We start from the raw sequence: 19,255 nt of genomic DNA, 5'->3' as shown, positions 1-19,255 counted from the left end.
TCTATCATAATATAAAATAAGCCAAGTAAACAGAAAAGTTTTTACTTTAATATTTATACAATTGCAGATGTATAATAATCTTTTAAGTCATCTAGTTCCCAACCAAAACCATTTAAACCTGAAATATACATAGATAATTTAGGATGACGCCCAATTATATAGAATAACCTATTATAAAACTCAGGAAAATTAACTTCAATAATTAATAGATATTTGAATAAAACATCAACTGTAAGCGCATTTTCACCACGCTCATATCTTGATAATTGTTGTTGACTAATACCTAACTTTTTTGCAACACATTCCCCACTAATACCTTTTTCAATGCGATACTTTTGCATACACTTTCCTACCAGTTGACTGATATAATATAGTTTTTCTTTTTTCATGATAGATAACAACCTTAATGTCATAAATTAAATCTACTGCCTAGCGCCAAATTATACTAGGTTAGAATCCCTATAATATAAGGCATTCCTTATTTGATGGTCGACAAAGATAATGAATTGAAAACTAAGAATTTTATATTAATCAATTAAACAATATCATTACAAAAGCACAGTTCACCCTTTACTTATAAAGTATAGTAAATACGTAAGGCGAATATTAATGAAAAGTTTCAATCTTTCATACAACACTATATTTTATTTAAATATTCGTTAAGTACAACAACATATCATAAAAAATAATATTCTGTTTTTTTTAATTAAAAACCCTGCTTGCTTGTATATAAAAAATCACTTTTATATACATAAATAAAATAAGTCACTCAACCAAACACCAATAAAGAGTGATGATAAGTATTATTCTTACGCTTACAACGCTGAACTTTAGACTAAAAATACACCGGTATAGCTTTAAGCATTAAAATATAAACTAAATCAAGAGATAAAGCTGATGGTGTTCCAAAAAAGACTTTTATATGAATTTAATAAATAAAATTTACATATCACACCATAAAAACATAGCTAGGTAAAAAAACCATTTTGACAAAAAGTGCGAAAAATTCCCTCACTATTTTCGTACCATAGTAAATACAATAGCTTAATTAATTATCAAAATAAAAAACTTCATATTACAATCATATTTTACTAGTAAAATATTCAAAGTAGCAGACTAGAACATTAAGAATTCAATATTATTTAAATATAAAACTAATATTTTTGCCATCTGATCAGCTCAAAAAATGAATTGCATTAAATCGTCAACAAGCACATCGAGTCAAAGTGAAACCCATCTATTTACCTCCCCTCATCATGAAATTTCTTCATGTTCGAAGTGAAATTAAGTCGCTTTAACTCCCTGTCTCGCTCTGGCATAAATTAAACATATTAACTTACTGGCTACATAAAATTGATGAATGAGAAAACGTGCAACATCTCTGTAATCAAGAAATAAACGCCGTTTTCCTATTAGAGCTAGGATGCAAAAATCATGAATACAGAATTTACCTTTAATATTACGCGCAGCATTTTTGATGAAAATTACAACCCATCGGAAAACACGCGGATTACTACCAACTTTGCAAATTTAGCCAGAGGCAAAAGCCGCCAAGAAAATCTGCGTAATGCATTGTCGATGATCAACAACCGCTTCAATTCATTGGCGTATTGGGATAACCCTAAAAACGATCGCTATGCTGTTGAGTTGGAAATTATCTCTGTCGAGATGAATATCGAAGAAAAAGATAGCGCCTTCCCTGTCATTGAAATATTAAAAACCAGCATCATCGATAAAAAAACGCAGCAACGTATTGAAGGGATTGTAGGGAATAATTTTTCTTCCTACGTGCGGGACTATGATTTTAGCGTTTTACTTTTGGAACATAACAAAGACCAAGCAGAGTTTAGTATTCCTACTAAATTTGGCTGCCTGCATGGCAATATTTTTAAATCGTTTATTAATTCCAAAGAGTACAAAGCGAACTTTAATAAATCACCGGTGATCTGTTTAAGTGTCTCAAATAGAGATACCTACCATCGCACTGGGAATCAACACCCTATATTAGGTATTGAATATCAGCCAAGTAACGCTTCTTTAACGGAGCAATACTTCGCAAAAATGGGCTTACAGGTTCGTTACTTTATGCCAAAAAATAGCGTTGCCCCTTTGGCCTTTTATTTTACGGGAGACTTGCTGAGCGACTACAGCAACCTTGAGTTAATCAGCACTATTAGCACCATGGAAACGTTCCAAAAAATTTATCGTCCTGAAATTTATAATGCCAACACGGTAGCGGGTGAATGTTATCAACCGAGCTTAAATCAGCAGGATTACTCATTAACAAAAATTGTTTATGACCGTGAAGAGCGCAGCCAACTTGCCATTGAACAAGGTAAATTTACTGAAGAGCACTTCATTAAGCCTTACCAAACGATCCTTGAAAAATGGTCTGCAAGCTATTCCGTTTAATAAAAATCGGTCAATTTAATAAAATCGCGTATTTATAAAAAATAAAATAAAAGGTCACCTGCAATGAAAATATTATTACCTACTTCCACAGCCGGTAGCTTACCGAAACCATCTTGGTTAGCTGAACCAGAAAAGCTTTGGTCCCCATGGAAACTGAACAACGAAGAACTTATCACCGGCAAACAAGATGCCCTGCGTTTATCACTGGACGATCAATTACGTGCGGGTATCGACATCGTGAGCGATGGCGAACAAACTCGCCAACACTTTGTGACCACCTTTATTGAACACTTGAGTGGTGTGGATTTTGAAAAACGCCAAGTGGTAAAAATTCGTGACCGTTACGATGCCAGCGTACCAACCGTTGTGGGCGCTGTTGCTCGCCAAAAGCCAGTATTTGTGGATGATGCTAAGTATCTTCGTCAACTCACTGACAAACCGATTAAATGGGCATTACCGGGTCCAATGACCATGATCGACACGCTCTATGATAACCACTATAAAAGCCGTGAAAAATTGGCGTGGGAGTTTGCTAAAATTCTTAACCAAGAAGCCAGAGAGTTAGAAGCCGCAGGTGTCGATATTATCCAATTTGATGAACCCGCATTTAACGTATTTTTTGATGAAGTCAATGACTGGGGGATCGCTGCCCTCGAAAGAGCCATTGAAGGACTGAAATGCGAAACTGCAGTACATATCTGTTATGGTTATGGCATTAAAGCCAACACCGATTGGAAGAAAACATTAGGTTCTGAGTGGCGACAATACGAAGAAGCTTTCCCGAAACTGCAAAGCTCAAATATCGATATCGTTTCACTGGAATGCCACAACTCCAATGTCCCGATGGACTTGATTGAGCTTATCCGTGGTAAAAAAGTGATGGTCGGTGCAATTGACGTGGCAACCAACACTGTCGAAACTCCGGAAGAAGTCGCCAATACATTGCGAAAAGCCCTACAATTTGTTGATGCAGACAAACTTTACCCATCAACTAACTGTGGCATGGCGCCATTATCTCGCGATGTTGCCAGAGGGAAACTCAACGCGTTAAGCGCAGGCGCAGAGATCATCCGAAAAGAACTTGGCGCAAAATAAATTACCCCAGATTTGGTGATCTCATCCATCGCCAAATCTCATCATTTTTAAACCCTTCATCGCCACTCACACCCTTTATTCGTATTTACTGAAAATCTCTGAAATTCTTTCAGCCATTATCACAGAAACCCTCTATCAATGTTGCTGTCTAGACATTTTCCCTCCTATACTTTTTTTGCTCAAAAAGTGACTAATAACAAAATAACTGGAAGGAAATAATCATGAAATTATCTCTACTAGGATGTTTATTGGCAGCTTCATTTTCTTTGCACGCTTATGCCGCAAGCGAGCCACCAATCCGATTAGTGATCCACGGGGGAGCCGGTACTATTACCAAAGACACCATTACTCCAGCACAAGAAAAAGAGTATCAAGAAAAACTGACCGAAGCCTTAGAAGCAGGCTATGCGGTACTCAATAAAGGCGGTAGTAGCCTTGATGCGGTACAAGCCTCTATTAATGTGATGGAAGATTCCCCGCTATTTAACGCAGGAAAAGGCGCCGTTTTTACCCACGAAGGCAAAAATGAAATGGATGCGTCGATTATGGATGGCAGCAACCGTAAAGCAGGGGCTGTGGCAGGTGTCACCAACATTAAAAACCCGATTAATGCCGCTTATGCCGTCATGACCAAAAGCCCTCATGTCATGATGGTTTCTAAAGGTGCTGAGCAATTCGCCGCAGAACAAGGTCTTGAAATCGTTGACCCATCCTATTTCCGCACTGACTTCCGTTGGCAGCAACTTCAAAAAGCCAAAGAAAAAGAGAAAGTGGTACTCGACCATGACGGTAAAACTGCCGCTCTCTTTATTGATCCAATGATGTATGACTACAAATATGGCACTGTTGGCGCGGTCGCTCTCGATAAAAACGGTAATATCGCCGCAGGGACATCCACAGGTGGCATGACCAACAAACGCTTCGGTCGCGTCGGTGACTCCCCTATCATTGGTGCAGGGAACTACGCTGACAACAATACCGTCGCCGTTTCAGCCACAGGCTCTGGCGAAATGTTCATCCGTACCGCAACCGCCCACAATATCGCTGCTCAAGTCAAATACAACAAAACGCCTATCGACCAAGCAGCCCGTAATGCACTGGATGAAGTCAAAGAGCTAAACGGAAGTGGCGGTGTGATTGTGTTGGATAAAACCGGTAACTACGCGATGGAGTTTAATTCAGAAGGGATGTACCGCGGAACAATAGGTAATGATGGTAAACCGCAAGTCGCGATTTATAAAAACGATTAAGTTCCTAGTATTTAAATTTGCTACACCATAAAAATACAAAAGCCCACCAATGTGGGCTTTATAAACGATATCTCTATAAGCTCGTCTCTATAAACCATGCCTATATAGACAACAGCTTTCAGCCTAATGACTTTTCAACTACGCCACTGGCCAAATACCCTTTATGGAACGCAGCTTGCCTTGGAGAGATACGCGCAACCGCCTCTGCTGAGCAAGAGGCATCCACCAGTACAAAACTGGCATCATCCCCTTTTGCTGGCCACACTTGCTTGCCCTTTTCATCCAGTGGCAATACATTGCCCGTGGCGATAGCAAGGGAGCGAGATAATGCCAACTCATCAGGGCGCGTGTACAACTGCGCATATAGATTGGCTTTTTCTAACATGTCCCCGAGACCAAATGGCGACCAGTGATCAATCACACTGTCAGTCCCTGTCATCACAAACACACCATTTTTATTCAGCGTTTTTAATGGCATATGTAATGTACCGATAGGCACTGTCGACGCTATCGTAATCTGCTGCTCAGCCAACCGTTTTGCCATCACATCGGCATCTTCAGGATTTAACATAGCTAACGCAAATGCATGGCTAATCGTCACCTTGCCACGCAAGCTGCGGTTTTCATCCACCGTTTTTATCATATAGCTGATAGCAGCAAGTCCTGCCGGGCTTGTCTCATGCAGATGGATATCAACCCCTTTGTTGTAATCCAGCGCAATCTGGAACATCGCATCAAGGGATTTTTCCATCGCACCATCCACATTGGTCGGATCTAACCCTCCCACATAGTGTGCACCCGCTTGCATCGCTTCTCGCATCAAAGGGACTGATTTTGACAGCAACAAGCCATGTTGAGGGAATGCCACAATTTCACACGTGAGATCTTGCTGACGTTTATCCAACACTTTTTGCAGTGCTTCAAGGTTTTTTAATCCAGAAACAGGCTCAATATTGCAATGGCTGCGCGCGATAGTCGACCCCTGAGATTGAATCAAATCAATCAGCGCATGCGCTCTTTCTTGCGTGAAAGGCTGCAATTCAGGCAACATTTTCTGTTCAAGGGCTATCATATCCATAATGGTTTTACCTTCACGGGACTGTGGCGCTTGCCATGCTCCTCCGTAAAAGGTTTTATCCAGATGAATATGCATATCTCGAAATGCAGGAAGCATCAATTTGCCTTGCGCACTGTACGCATTCAGAACGGTATTTGGATGCTGTTTATTGGGTAACACCGCCACGATTTTACCATCATTAATTTCGATAGTTTTTAGCTCAGTTTGTGTCCCAATCACCGTACTATCACGGAAATTAAAACCTGTTTCGAGTAACGCATCATCAAGATAATAATGTTTATCTGTGATACGAGAAACACCAGACTGCGGTACGCTTTGCACCGCCGCCCCCGCAGATACTGAACCTAATAATGTACAAGCCGCCACCACTTTTGCGCTTGTCGTCAGAAACTCTCTGCGACCAGACAACTGTTCTGTATTCATAGCAACTCCTTATCATCGGGAGTTCGACCTTATCGTATAAGGCCGAACGAGTGAGGCTTAGCCTTGAATAATATGGGTTCCCGTCTCGCCACGTAATGCTGCTGGCAGAGCTTCAGGCGTCGTGATAATCACGCGCTTACCGCCATTAGCGATAAACGATAAACTGGCTTCGATTTTCGGTAGCATGCTTCCTGCTGGGAAGTGCCCCTCTGCCATATAGCGTTTCATATCCGTCGTTGAGGTTTCACCAAGGGCTTTTTGTTCCGGTTTGCCAAAGTGAATACACACCTTTTCAACGCCCGTGGTGATGATTAAAATGTCCGCATTGAGCTCTTTAGCCAGTAGCGTAGTCGATAAATCTTTATCAATAACAGCATCCACACTTTGATAACCGCCCTGCCCATTATTCACAACAGGGATCCCACCGCCGCCAGCCGCAACAACCACATAATCATGTTCGGTCAATGTACGAATTGCTGCTGACTCAATGACTCGTTTAGGTTCAGGGGATGCCACCACGCGGCGATATCCGCGTCCTGAATCTTCAACAAAGTGCCAATCAGGGTTTTCCTGCTGCAATACATCAGCTTGTTCTTTACTGAAAAATGCGCCAATCGGCTTAGTCGGAGCCGCAAAGTTCGGGTCATTTTTATCAACTTCCACTTGGGTCACTACCGTTACTGCTTGGCGATGTTGCTGTTTCGCTAATACGTTAGTAAGTGCTTGCTGGACTAAATAGCCAATCCCCCCTTGAGTATCCGCCACACAGTTAGCCAGCGGTGTCAGTGGTAATCCTTCCGTCACATGAGCAATTTCAGCGCGACGTAAATCCAACCCCACCTGCGGTCCATTGCCGTGAGTCAGCACAATATTGTAATTACCTTTAAGCATATCGCTGATGTGCTGAGCCACTTCCTGAACCGCTTTTTCTTGAGCTTCAATGGATTGGCTGCTGTTATCTTTAATAATACTGTTGCCCCCGATGGCAACAACCACGAGTTCTTTCATGATTAAGGATCCTGATACCGAATATTTAGCAGATAGTGGGTGTATCGCGTACACCCACTATAAAGATTGGCTTATTACGCTGATTTACTAAGCTTTTCAGCTTTTTCAGCTTGTTGCTGCTCCACTGATTGGCGACCATCTAAAAAGTGTTTGATAACAAACAAAGCCGCCATCATGAGGTATGCGTAGACAAACATCAATGCCGAACCTGTTGCAATACCCACAGCCGGAGAATGGATGATGCCAAAGAAGACCAATACTGCACCCACTGCCGCCGCAATCGCGCCACGTAACGGCTTGTTTAAGATAGCGAAGATAGCGATACAGCCCCATAACATACTTGCCAACGGTGCACCGTTACCTAAGTGAACCAGACCTTGATAGTAAACGCCTTTATGTAACAGAACTTCCGTACCAATCGCGCTTGCAGACGTACCTGCCGCTCCCATGACACTGTTAACCATCGTCAATGCCCAGTTCGCAATCCATGGGAATAGACAGATGAAAATCACAGGTACTTCGACTTTCGGTGTTTCTCGCACCACTTGGTTAGCGGTCACTACACCGATAAACACTAAGATAGGGACAATGGCCGTCATTGGGATCACTGCGAGCATAAATGCGCCAATACCAAATAACGGGACGATAAACATGGTGATACCGGATGCTAAGGTATAACCCACACTCGCGCCCATCGCTTTCCAACCCGCATGACCCACATACACTGTCACAGGGAATGGATTACCCAGCACAACACCCACGGTTGAAGATAAACCGTTTGCCAGCATCACTTTACGTGTGTTGTATTCATCACCCGCTGCGTGAGCACTTTCAATATTTTCAAGGTCAAAGATGTAGTTCGCTAAACCTAAAGGTACCGCTGAGGCTAAGTACGGCAGTGCATGAGGTAAACCTTGGAAGAAGCTATCCACATGGATGCTTGGCGGGTTAAAACCAAATGACGCCATGGATGCCGTAATCGCTTCTGGGCTTTGTAAACCCGAAATCCATGCTAAGGCAGAACCCGCGATAAGCAGCAGCAACCCTGTAGGAATACGTGCAAAGATAGGCTTTTTACCAAACCAGTTGATGAAAATTAACAGTAGGACAATAAACGATACCGTTGGTGCTTCAAATGCTTGCAGCATCGGGTTCATTGCCAGTAACAATAATCCGAGACCCGATAAACACGATAATAATACGGTACGCGGGATCATCTTACGGATGGTTTCACCAAGGAAAGAGCCCCCCACTAAAATCATTGATTCCACAAAACACCAGACCAACGCAATTTGCAGAGCAAATTCAGGATCTTTGGTGGTTTGGTAAACCGGCATGATCACTAAGAAGGTCACGGTGAAGATAGAAGGCGCACTTGGACCTGATGGTAGTGCCGTAACGTCATTTCGTCCTGTTTGCTTGATCATCTGCTGACCAAAGTAAGCGTAACTTACACTGGCAAGCAATACAGCAAAACCAAACGCTGGCGCGATACGACCATAAACAATTTCCGCTGGGATGCCGACAACAAAAATCAGTAAGCCCATCATGGTGAGTAGGTTCGTGAGGTTATTGGTCATCAAACCAAAATAGGCCGCCAAATCACCACGTTTCCATTTAATATTTAATAGACTCATATTCTTACTCCCATTCCCCTCACACCTTAGCAGCACGTTGTTGACGGTCTATCTCTTATGCCACTGAACAATTCAGGGAATGCGTTGCTTTATTTTTATCGCCCGGCCGAAGCCGGGCATTATTTTTTGCTTAGTGAGTTTTGGGCTCAATACCACTATGCATAGTGTTTCGCGTAAGAAAGCATCGCTTTTTCGAAGCAATCAAACGGAGGATGTACAATCCCTGCCCCAATCATTCCAATACCTGCATCTTTATGCGCAATCGCCGTGTTAATCACCGGAAGAATGCCACTAGCTGCAACTTTCGTGATATCAATCGCTGTCGGAATTCCCATGAAACCTAGCAATGGAATGGTGACGTTCGGGTTCTCACCAAGGGTGATTTCACGCATTTGGCGAGAGAAATCCACCGCTTCTTCAACGGTTCCCCCAACGAGCGCCACGATAGCCGGTGCTGTTGCCATCGCAAATCCACCAATCCCGTAAGTTTCTGTGATAGCCGAGTCACCAATATCTAAACCTGAATCTTCCGGTTTATAACCCGCGAACATTGGACCAATAACTTGCTGAGAAGGACCTGTAAACCACTGCCCCGGTAACCCGCTAATGCGTAAACCAAACTCATAACCATTACGTGCCATGGTAGTCACGACAGTACTGTATTCAATGCCGTGCGCCGCATCCATTGAGGCTTTACACATTGCCATCCATGTAGGACCCGAGAAATAGTCACTACTTGCCACGAAATCAAACACTTCTTTTTGCTGTGCAACCGTAAAATTGGTTTGAATAATTCCCGTGATCAGCGCTTGGATCAGCAATGTTGTTCCCGCATTGTTACGGTTATGGCATTCATCACCCATATGTAACGCTTGTGCCAACATTAAGCGCAGGTCGATTTCACCGACGATTTTCATGGCGTCACGCAGCATTGGACCCAGTACATCACGCATCCAATTCAAGCGGTCAATAACGCTTTGGTCATTGGCACCCATGCGCAAGATTTTTGCCATCTGCTCACTCAAGTTAGTGAATGCGCGGTTGCCGTAAGTTTTGTTTTCGACAATATGCATAAACATCGATGCCGATGTCACGCCCGCCATTGACCCTACGCAATCATGTTCATGGCATGGGGAAAAGATAATTTCACCAGAGGCCGCTACACGTTCCGCATCCGCTAAGTCTTTTGCCAATCCTTCAAAAACTAAAGCACCTGTCACTGCGCCTTTCATTGCACCACACATATCTTTCCATGCCACTGGCGGGCCGGCATGTAGAATGGTGTTTTTCGTCATGCCCGGTACCACATTAATGGCTTGGTCATAACCCACGAGTACTGGCTGGGACTGAATAATGCGCTCAAGCGCTTGTGCGTTCGCCGCTGCGATTTTTTCTTGTAACGCTGCGTTGCCTTCAATTTGGTCAAGCGCACGGATCACGGCTACGTTACCTTGCCCCGGTGGAGTCCAATTCAGTTGAGTCACCGGAACGTGCTGTTTTTTCAGATCATCACTGAACATCTCAATGCCGATATTGATAACGTTCAATGGTTGTTTAAATAATGAAGTCATTACGCTTTCTCCCCTTTCCAGACAAACTCACGTCCTAATAAACCTGTATTGGTACTGCTACTCGCCCAAATCACACCTGCGTCAGTGAGCATCTTGACCTGTGCATCCATCGATGGCGTATCTTGGTCAGTACCCAGCACATAGCCAAGGATCACCAGTTCACGTCCTTCTTGTTTCGCTATCGCTTTTGCTGTTTTGATAGCGTCAATCATCACGCCGACCGGATCTTCATGAGAGCCAAAACCAAGCACGAAATCCATCATGATCACACCAACTTCCGGGTCACGAGCTTCTTGCAGTAAACGCTCTATTCGGTTTGTTGGATCAATCATTGGGTGTGGCTTACCATTGGTAAAATCATCATCACCAAAGTCGAGGAAGGTATGGGCGACACTTTTATTGATATCTTTCAGACGGTAGTCAGGGTTAGGTTGAATATTGCTGTAGACGTCATCGTATTTTTCCAGCGCTGCAAACATGGCTTCATCACACAATGTCCCGCCACAGAAAAGACCACGAATGTATTTTTGTTCCGGTTTAAGTAACGCTCTAACTTCATCAATTAAAGGTAAGTTGAGAGGATGAAGGTCTAAATCTTCTTTACGAATACCTGTCAGTAAAACCGCTTTCAGAGCAGCTTCTTTGGTGCCTTGGGCAAAGGTTAAGCCTGGTTTATCATCCGGTAACGGTTGACTTCCTAAGAAACAAACCACCACTGGCTTATGGCATTTTTCAGCTTGTTCTAACACTTTTTTGGCAACCATTGGTGCTGGTGGCTTAGAAATGAGTGCAATGACTTGGGTTTCATCATCCGCATCCAGCATTTTGAGTGCATCAATCATCATGATGCCGCCAATTTTTTCACTTAGGTCACGACCACCCGTACCGATTAGCTGAGAAACTCCAGCACCAAATTCATGGATTCGCACGCTCAGTTCTTGGCTCCCCGTACCGGATGCCCCAATAATTCCGATGCTACCGCGACGAACATTGTTACCAAAACACAAGGCTGTCCCATTGATGATCGCTGTCCCGCAGTCTGGTCCCATCATCAACAACCCTTTTTGGCTCGCCAACTGTTTCAGTGCCAGCTCATCGTCTATCGAGACGTTATCGGAGAACAGCATCACGTTGAGATCATTTTCCAGTGCAATACGCGCTTCACGAGCCGCAAATTGCCCATTAACCGAAATAACCGCTAAGTTGGCATCAGGAATGTGCGTTTTTGCAGAGTTGATTGTGGCGTATTTGGCTTCATGCTGCCCACCGCCTTGATTTTTCTTATTAAACAGGTCTTCGATAGCAATCAATGTCGCATCATTGGCTTCATCGCTAGGTCCTTTAATCACTATCATTAAATCGCCGTTTTTGGCTTCTTCTAATTCTGGTGTTAATAAACCTAAGTTTCTTAATACGCCTTTATTCATTTCTGTTGCCATTGCCACAAAGGCTTGCTCAACATTTTCAAGTTGATTGGCTTTGGTGGAAATAGACATCAATGACACTGAATCAAAATAGGTATTCTTTTTTATGACCACTTTAGTCGACATGTGTTTCTCCGAAATAATGAGTCAGAAACAGCGCATCGCGAATGCCAAATAGCATGTCGCAACCTGAACTAGACCCGATATTTAAAATCTCTAAAATTTGTGGATAAATATTTGTTTCTCGCCCATCAACTAAACATTGGATCAGTTGATGCATATTTTCGCGATACTCTTGGTTTAATGCTTTTTCTAACGTGATGGCACTGATGGGTGTTGTATTCGCCTTGCTTTGCGAAATCCCTTGATAAAAGCTCGGATAGCAGGAATTCGCAGGGTGATGTTTCAACAACAAAAAAGCCATTAGTCCCACTAAATAATCATCTCCCGAAGGCGTTAACCCAATTCCTAACCCAACAAACTGGCTCACAATATGAGTTAATGCTTGGTACCGTTTATTGATTAATAAATTAATTAAGCTAGAGCGTAATTCATTTAATTTTTTTGATGATTCAAGATAAAAACAATTATCCCCTTGGTAGTTAAACAGAGAATGTGTTTTATCATTTAAAATAGAATCAATTTCGTTAATTTTAGACTGAAGAAAATAACGGTATTTTTCTTCGGTTAATTTTTCATTAATAAAATAAACTGTTGGTGGGTTCCATTTTTTACATAATAAAAATGAAATAGTATATTTCTCACCAATATGGATTTCATTATTTAAAATATAAACAGAATCCCCCGTAGTGATATTTAACGGTGAAAAATCCTTATTAATAATTCGGCAGCTATTAGGAGCATTATCCGTTTGCGAGCCAAGCAAGGTATAAAGTTGATTATCAATTGAAAAATTAATGGCTTTATTAAAAACCTGCTCTATATTCCCTGTTAATGATGGCTGATGCAAAAGATGCAAGAAATGTGCATCAGCCGTTAACCCATAAATGCTTTGCCGCTGAGATTGGTGTCTGTTCACAATCCCCCTTATGGGTGGTTACGCACCCGCTGCAATCAGTAACTCAGCAATTTCGTGATAGCCTTTTTCCTGTGCCAGCTCTAACGGCTTTTTACCGTATTTATCTGTCATATGTGGGTTGGCACCGTGATCTAACAGCATTTTTACGATTTGCTGCTGTTTTACGCCACCATCATTCAGCACAATCGCTTCTAGCAACGGAGTCCAACCGACAAAGTTGGTGTGATTAACATTAATGTCCGTGTTTTCCAGTAATTCACGCACAATTTCCACATGCCCTTTTTCACTCGCTGGCGTGATCCCAACACCACCAAAACGGGTTAGTAAATCTAAATTAGGATTAGCAGGTAATACTAAACGTAATAGTGTTAAATCATTATTTAGGCAACTTAATAAAAATGGGTTAAAACACGTTTGGTCTTGTTTATTAATATCAGCACCCGCATGAATAAGAAAATCAACGCACTCATAGTGCTGATTTAAACTGGCATTCACAATAGCAGTGCGACCTTGTCGATTGGTACTATTAATATCAACACCTTTTTCAAGGCAATTTTTTAAAATAGCTAATTGACCTTGTTCTGCTGCTTTAAGAAAATCTTGAACGAGTGTGTTTTCTGTCATAATGCTCTCCACATTTAGCTATTTAAATTTCCTGATAGCCAAATTAAATATGAATTAAAGATTATTTAGCATGGTTAGAGCATAACAATTGCCATTAATAAATAGAATCCATTTAAATTTAATTCATCAATCTGCCACCTTATTATTGATTTAAATTCAACAATTGAGCATTTTTGTGCGTGAAAGCATCCTTCACTGACCTTTACCGATGTTTTTTTGTCTATTTTATATGCAATTTGACCAAATAATTTTGTTAATCTTTTTGCCAATTTTTTCTTTCTTCAATTTTGTGACAGCCATCAAATCAAAGGTTTTAGAATTGTTAATATTGTGATTTTTTTGTTTATGAACTCGATATCCCCTAATGGCTATTTTTTCATTTAATTCAATAATATTAATTAGTTTGAATGTAAACATGCGTTTCATTAGTTGCTTTTTTGAGTGACATAAATTAAATACTATTTATTGTACAGAATAGATAAATATCCCCGAAGAGGGCTATTAAAAACAATCGATAAAAAGCCTGTTTTTTAAGCTATTGAATTGTATTCACAGAAAACGTTATTTAGGCTAATTTTCACGCACTTTGGGACACGACACATGAACTCTATTTTTACTGAAGAAAATTTATTGACCTATACCACCGCGGCTAAATTTGCCAGTTTCAGTAAAGCAGCCGAAGAACTTGGGATTACCACCTCCGCGGTGAGCTACACCATAAAACGTATCGAAACTTATTTAGATGTCGCACTGTTTATTCGCGATACCCGTAATATTGAACTGACCGAAGCGGGATACTATTTTTATCGCAAAGCCACAGACCTTCTGAATAATTTTCATCTCATCAAAAAAAGTATCGACTCCATTGAACAAGGGATTGAAGCACGTGTTCGCATCTGTATCAATCAGTTGATCTACACCCCTTACCATACGGCGAAGTTGCTACAAATCTTGAAAAAGCAATTTGGTACCTGCCAGATCACTGTGACCACAGAAGTGTATAACGGTGTTTGGGATGCCATTATCAATAACCATGCGGATATTGCGATTGGGGCGCCGGGTACACTCATGGATGGCGGCGGGATTGATTACACAGAAATTGGTGCCATACACTGGCAGTTTGCCATAGCGTCTAGCCACCCTTTAGCCTTAATGCCTGAGCCAATTGCCGAAAGCCAGCTTCGCCTCTACCCAAATATTATGGTGGAAGATACGGCGCATACCATCAATAAACGTGTTGGATGGCTACTGCACGGGCAAGAGGCGATTCAAGTGCCTGATTTCAACACCAAATGTCAGTGCCAAATTTTAGGTGAAGGGATCGGATTCCTACCCGACTATATGGTCAAAGAACATGTAAAAACCGGAGTCCTAGTCACTAAGCAAATACAAAACCCAAGGCAGGATTCTCACATGTTATTAGCCACTCAACACTCTGCGACAGGGCTAGTCACCCAATGGATCAGAAAAGAGTTTATGGCAAATGGGGTCTTAACGGAACTTTACAGTGATTTGCTCAAGCCCATCGCCAATTAACGCGGTTCTAATTGATGAGCTAACTGCTCCGCCAATACTGAAACCATCTCCGATGACTCTTTGTGGAAATGCATCGCCAGTTCCATCTCTTGGGCTGGAGGAAACCCCTCTTCTGCTGTCAAGATTCGATGCTGGGATAATTTCGCGCGTACGGGTAACAGGCTAACGCCTAATCCGTCGGTAATCGCACTTTGGATACCTGCCAGACTAGTGCAAGTATAAGTAATGTGCCAAGGGCGTTGTTCATTATCTAACAACCTAAACATATCATTCCGGTACAGCCCATTCTCTGGAAAAACAATCAGAGGAACAGAATCTGTGGGAAGAACATGTTGCTGGCGACTCGCTAGCCAGCAAAGAGGCTCTGACCAATGATAATCACTATGAAACTCCCCTTTTCGTTGTTTCACAATGATCAAATCCAACTCACCATGTTGATAGCGTTGCTGTAGTTGGCGACTCAACCCGCTAGTCACCTCTAATCGGACATTAGGATGCGCTTGCATAAATGCCGCCAATGTTGGTGTCACTAATCCCGACGTCAAATCTTCAGGAAACCCTAATCGCAGAGTTTGAATAATCGCATTGCCTGTTATTTTCATAAAAAACGTATCGTTAAGTGCCAGAATATTTTTCGCGTATCCAAGCAACACTTCCCCTGTTTCTGTCAGGGTTAACATCCGATGCCCCCTTACAAACAACGGCTGTCCAATAAGACTTTCTAATCGCTGAACTTGCTGACTTAACGTCGATTGCGTTGAATTTAATTGTTGTGAAGCCACCGTAAAATTTCCCGTTTCTGCGACGGTAACGAATGTTTTCAATAATACAAAATTAAGCAACGAATTCATTTTTTTAATACCTGAGATTTAATTATTTAATTTTTAAATATCACAGTTTTTGATTAGATTGAAGGGAACAACGCATTTGATGGACATTACTGAAATGACACCATGTCAACTCATCAGTAATCTTATTAGAATACTCGATAAATCAGGAGCACAAACCATGCTCGATAAACAATTTTTACAACATGCAATCACCCTCGCCGCTGACAATGTTGCCGCAGGTGGGCGTCCATTTGGTGCAGTGGTCGTCAAAAATGAGCAAATTATTGCCACTGGCGTGAATCAAATGTTGGAGCGACACGACCCTACCGCACACGCTGAATTACTCGCATTACGCCAAGCAGGAGAGGTGCTAAATAGCGTCAGACTCGATGATTGCACCGTTTATGCTAGCGGTCAGCCTTGTCCTATGTGCCTTGCTGCGATCCGCATGTCTGGCATTAAACGTGTTGTTTATGCCTATTCGAACCAAGATGCTGAACCTTTTGGATTATCAACAGAGGCGATAGCTGAGGCATTAAGAGTCTCTCCTGACCAACAAAGTGGTTTGCAATTTATCCAATTAAAACCGAAGGATGAGACGCAATCCATGCTGTATCAAACTTGGTGGCAACAGCATCACGCGTAAACATGAAAAAACCACTTTCTGCCTCTTTTGGCTTGATTCTGACGATTGCCCTTGTCGGTATTAATTTACGCCCCTTTATGACAGGACCTGGGCCAGTCATCGAAAATATCATTAAAACCACCGGAATGAGCTACCAGAGCGTTTCACTGTTAACGCTGATCCCCATGTTACTCATGGGTTTTGGAGCTTTGGTCGTCCCCGCATTAAATCAAAAATTAGGTGATAAGTGGGGTATCAGCCTCGCGATGCTACTGCTGCTGATAGGCTCTTTCTGCCGATTATTTGTTTCTGATGCGAACGCACTGTTAATGACCGCATTTTTGTGTGGAATGGGAGCGGCTTATATTCAAGCGGTTTTCCCCGGTTTGATAAAATTTTCGTTTCCACAAAAAATGGCCGCCATGACGGGATTATATTCAGCTACCTTGATGGTCGGTGGCGCGCTGGGAGCGCAATTAACACCGCTAATTACCCACCTTTCAGGGAATTGGCAAAGTGGGCTAGCATGGCTTGCATTTCCAGCACTGATCGCCCTGATTGCCGTCTTCATGAATATTCGCTCTTCGAACACGAAAAATACGCCAGCTCAGCTGAGTGTATTAACTTATCTTAAGCTGCCCAGAGCATGGCTATTAATGGCGGGATTTGGTTTAGTGAATGCGGGTTATGCAACTGCCGTGACATGGCTGGCACCTTTCTTTCAACAACAAGGATTTAGTGCTACAGAAAGCGGTTCTCTGGTGGCGATTTTAACCGTTTTTCAAGCTGCTGCGGCACTGATGATCCCGGTATTAGCATCCCATAATATTGACCGTCGCTTTTGGCTCACTGTCACGCTGGTGAGCCAAGCATTGGGATTTGCCGGGTTAATCCTGTTTCCTAATACACTACCGTTGCTGTGGGTAGGTCTGCTGGGCTGCGGACTGGGTGGCTGCTTCGCCTTAACCATTATTACCTCTTTAGATCATATCCCTCATCCTGCTAGCGCGGGGATCCTGACTGCCTTAATGCAAGCAGGCGGTTTTATCATCGCCGCTTTTGGACCTTTGGTTGCGGCAGCATTACAGCAATTTAGTCACAGTTTTACCCCTGTTTGGTTGCTGCATTGTGTCCTAGTTATGATGACATTACTGCTATTTTTGCGTTTAAATCCTAAAAAGTATCACCAGATTTTTAGCGTGAAATAAGCTTAGTTACCAAGGAGATGGCCTCATTGCCATCTCCTTCACGCTACGCAGTGGTTTTTTCTTGCGCCAATGCAGATTTTGGTAACCCAAAAATTTTGTCAAATGCCCAGTTAAAGAAAAAAGTATAAATCGGGATAAAGATAATCAGGGCAAAATCTAAAATAAGTGCCTGCCAGAGCGATATTGATAACCACCATGCAATCAATGGGATCAAAAATACCACCAGCGTTAGCTGGAATAACACCGCATGAGCAAAACGACGTCTAAACGTTCTAATTCTTGATTTCTGCTTTGATTCCCAATATTCAAATACCACATTGAAAATAAAATTCCATGTCACCGCAATCGTGGTGATCACCAGTGCTAAAGGTCCTGTGGTTCCCGCGGAATTCCCCGAAAGAAAAGCCAGTGCCAACGATGAAATCATCCAGCCAATAACTTCGTAGCTCGTAATAAAAACCACTTTACGTTTAATACCTTGCATTTTTTATCTCATATTCTGTTTGCCGAAGGCTGGTAAATTAAATCAATATTAATGATAATAAAAGTCAGCTACTATCAACAAAACTGAAAGATCTAAGATGCCATTTAATAGTGAAAACCTGATGATTTTCTTAACTGTGCTCGATAAAGGCTCTTTTTCCGCAGCGGCAAGAGCACTTCATCGAGTCCCTTCCGCGATTAGCATGGCAATTGCCAACCTTGAAGCAGAGCTTGGTTTTTCGCTGTTTGAGCGCCATACGCGAGAACCCAAACCTACGGAACAAGCGCTTTCCCTCGCCCCCTATGCACGAAATATTGTGGATAACTTACGTCAGTTGAATGTTTTCTCACGAGAACTCACTCAGGGGGTGGAGAGTACACTCACAATCGGGGTCGCTGAAGGGGTTAATCCCAATGTGTTAGTTGATACATTGCACGCCCTGAGCCAACGTTATCCGTTGATGCATGTGGAGCTGATCACCGCTCCTCAAGATGATATTTTGCCACTATTGCACAGTGAGCGCGTTCAATTGGCTATCGCTTTTGGTGGGTTATATGTCAATGCTCAGGAACAGTTCGAATGTATTGGTTATGAATCATTAACAGCGACCATCAGCGCCGATTATCCCTCTAATAAACCGAATAATGCGCTGTATATCGAAGATCTTGTTCAAACACGCCAGATTATTGTCGCTAGCCCTCACCACCCTATCAGTGATTTCCGCTCTATTGTTTCTAGCCATTATTGGCGTACGGATAGCTTCACGATGGCGTTAGAATTAGTTAAAAAAGGGATGGGTTGGGGAAATTTACCGGCTTCATTAATCAAAACTGATTTAGAGGCAGGTTTACTCAAGCGTTTAGAATTTAAAAACACCCCGAATGGCTTAGTGCTTCCTGTCCATGTGGTCTGTTTAAAAGGTCAAGTACTCAAACGCGGTGCCCAAGAGTGTATCGAGCTTTTAAAAACAAATATGTACTAACAAATTTCAGTAATTTCAGGATCGGCTCA

At 42.3% G+C, this 19,255-nt stretch carries 17 protein-coding genes; 7 read left to right on the top strand and 10 right to left on the bottom strand.

Going from position 1 to position 19,255, the window contains the following annotated elements; translation table 11 throughout:
- Positions 1–53: 53 nt before the first annotated feature.
- Positions 54–389, bottom strand: coding sequence for a helix-turn-helix domain-containing protein (locus GKR61_RS07695; protein ID WP_036951070.1), 336 nt, complete (start codon positions 387–389; stop codon positions 54–56).
- A 1,045-nt stretch (positions 390–1,434) separates the two neighbouring features.
- Between GKR61_RS07695 and GKR61_RS07690 the strand changes: the two genes are divergently transcribed.
- The 3 genes from GKR61_RS07690 to GKR61_RS07680 all read left to right on the top strand — a co-directional run bounded on the left by GKR61_RS07690 (position 1,435) and on the right by GKR61_RS07680 (position 4,757).
- Positions 1,435–2,412 (top strand): DUF1852 domain-containing protein, encoded by a 978-nt coding sequence (locus tag GKR61_RS07690; protein WP_036951071.1) that lies wholly within the window; start codon positions 1,435–1,437, stop codon positions 2,410–2,412.
- A 63-nt stretch (positions 2,413–2,475) separates the two neighbouring features.
- Positions 2,476–3,507 carry a methionine synthase gene (locus GKR61_RS07685; RefSeq protein WP_036951072.1) on the top strand — a complete coding sequence of 344 codons (1,032 nt, stop codon included), beginning with the start codon at positions 2,476–2,478 and terminating at the stop codon, positions 3,505–3,507.
- 221 nt (positions 3,508–3,728) lie between these two features.
- Entirely contained in the window at positions 3,729–4,757 is a 1,029-nt protein-coding gene (locus GKR61_RS07680) for an isoaspartyl peptidase/L-asparaginase family protein (protein WP_036951074.1), read from the top strand.
- Positions 4,758–4,875: 118 nt separating this feature from the next.
- On the opposite strand, the gene GKR61_RS07675 is transcribed toward GKR61_RS07680, so the two are convergent.
- The 7 genes from GKR61_RS07675 to GKR61_RS07645 all read right to left on the bottom strand — a co-directional run bounded on the left by GKR61_RS07675 (position 4,876) and on the right by GKR61_RS07645 (position 13,561).
- Entirely contained in the window at positions 4,876–6,258 is a 1,383-nt protein-coding gene (locus GKR61_RS07675; protein ID WP_154639701.1) for an amidohydrolase family protein, read from the bottom strand.
- Between the two features lie 57 nt (positions 6,259–6,315).
- Positions 6,316–7,266, bottom strand: coding sequence for a carbamate kinase family protein (locus tag GKR61_RS07670; protein WP_036951077.1), 951 nt, complete (start codon positions 7,264–7,266; stop codon positions 6,316–6,318).
- Positions 7,267–7,340: 74 nt separating this feature from the next.
- Positions 7,341–8,903, bottom strand: a complete 1,563-nt coding sequence (locus GKR61_RS07665) for a xanthine permease (protein WP_108478250.1) — start codon at positions 8,901–8,903, stop codon at positions 7,341–7,343.
- Positions 8,904–9,058: 155 nt separating this feature from the next.
- A complete protein-coding gene (locus GKR61_RS07660) occupies positions 9,059–10,474 on the bottom strand; it encodes a DUF1116 domain-containing protein (RefSeq protein WP_154639700.1) in 1,416 nt (471 codons plus the stop codon).
- Positions 10,474–12,024: an acyl-CoA synthetase FdrA gene (gene fdrA, locus GKR61_RS07655; RefSeq protein WP_154637632.1), complete on the bottom strand. Its 1,551-nt coding sequence runs from the start codon at positions 12,022–12,024 to the stop codon at positions 10,474–10,476. The genes GKR61_RS07660 and fdrA overlap by 1 nt, the downstream gene beginning before the upstream one ends.
- Positions 12,014–12,937, bottom strand: a complete 924-nt coding sequence (locus GKR61_RS07650) for a DUF2877 domain-containing protein (RefSeq protein WP_230085114.1) — start codon at positions 12,935–12,937, stop codon at positions 12,014–12,016. Before GKR61_RS07650 ends, fdrA begins: the two co-directional genes overlap by 11 nt.
- Positions 12,938–12,955: 18 nt before the next feature.
- A complete protein-coding gene (locus GKR61_RS07645; protein WP_132495718.1) occupies positions 12,956–13,561 on the bottom strand; it encodes an ankyrin repeat domain-containing protein in 606 nt (201 codons plus the stop codon).
- A gap of 600 nt (positions 13,562–14,161) precedes the next feature.
- On the opposite strand from GKR61_RS07645, the gene GKR61_RS07640 reads away from it, so the two are divergent.
- Positions 14,162–15,097 carry a LysR substrate-binding domain-containing protein gene (locus GKR61_RS07640; RefSeq protein ID WP_154600026.1) on the top strand — a complete coding sequence of 312 codons (936 nt, stop codon included), beginning with the start codon at positions 14,162–14,164 and terminating at the stop codon, positions 15,095–15,097.
- Here GKR61_RS07640 and GKR61_RS07635 read toward each other — a convergent pair.
- Positions 15,094–15,948, bottom strand: coding sequence for a LysR substrate-binding domain-containing protein (locus tag GKR61_RS07635; RefSeq protein WP_108478253.1), 855 nt, complete (start codon positions 15,946–15,948; stop codon positions 15,094–15,096). The genes GKR61_RS07640 and GKR61_RS07635 overlap by 4 nt on opposite strands.
- Positions 15,949–16,105: 157 nt before the next feature.
- Here GKR61_RS07635 and GKR61_RS07630 point away from each other — a divergent pair, with 157 nt between their 5' ends.
- Positions 16,106–16,573: a nucleoside deaminase gene (locus GKR61_RS07630; protein ID WP_036951092.1), complete on the top strand. Its 468-nt coding sequence runs from the start codon at positions 16,106–16,108 to the stop codon at positions 16,571–16,573.
- A gap of 2 nt (positions 16,574–16,575) precedes the next feature.
- On the top strand, positions 16,576–17,760 hold the full coding sequence (locus GKR61_RS07625) for a cyanate transporter (RefSeq protein WP_154600027.1): 1,185 nt from the start codon (positions 16,576–16,578) through the stop codon (positions 17,758–17,760).
- Between the two features lie 43 nt (positions 17,761–17,803).
- Here the strand turns inward: GKR61_RS07625 and GKR61_RS07620 are convergent, their stop codons facing one another.
- Positions 17,804–18,244: a PACE efflux transporter gene (locus tag GKR61_RS07620; protein ID WP_036951098.1), complete on the bottom strand. Its 441-nt coding sequence runs from the start codon at positions 18,242–18,244 to the stop codon at positions 17,804–17,806.
- 97 nt (positions 18,245–18,341) lie between these two features.
- On the opposite strand from GKR61_RS07620, the gene GKR61_RS07615 reads away from it, so the two are divergent.
- Positions 18,342–19,226 (top strand): LysR family transcriptional regulator, encoded by an 885-nt coding sequence (locus tag GKR61_RS07615; protein ID WP_036951099.1) that lies wholly within the window; start codon positions 18,342–18,344, stop codon positions 19,224–19,226.
- Positions 19,227–19,255: the final 29 nt, after the last annotated feature.

Origin of the sequence: Providencia sp. wls1916 (assembly GCF_009706585.1) — a bacterium.
Taxonomy (GTDB): domain Bacteria; phylum Pseudomonadota; class Gammaproteobacteria; order Enterobacterales; family Enterobacteriaceae; genus Providencia; species Providencia lanzhouensis.
Note: the sequence above shows the minus strand (reverse complement) of the source record. Positions and strands in the feature narration are given on the sequence as shown.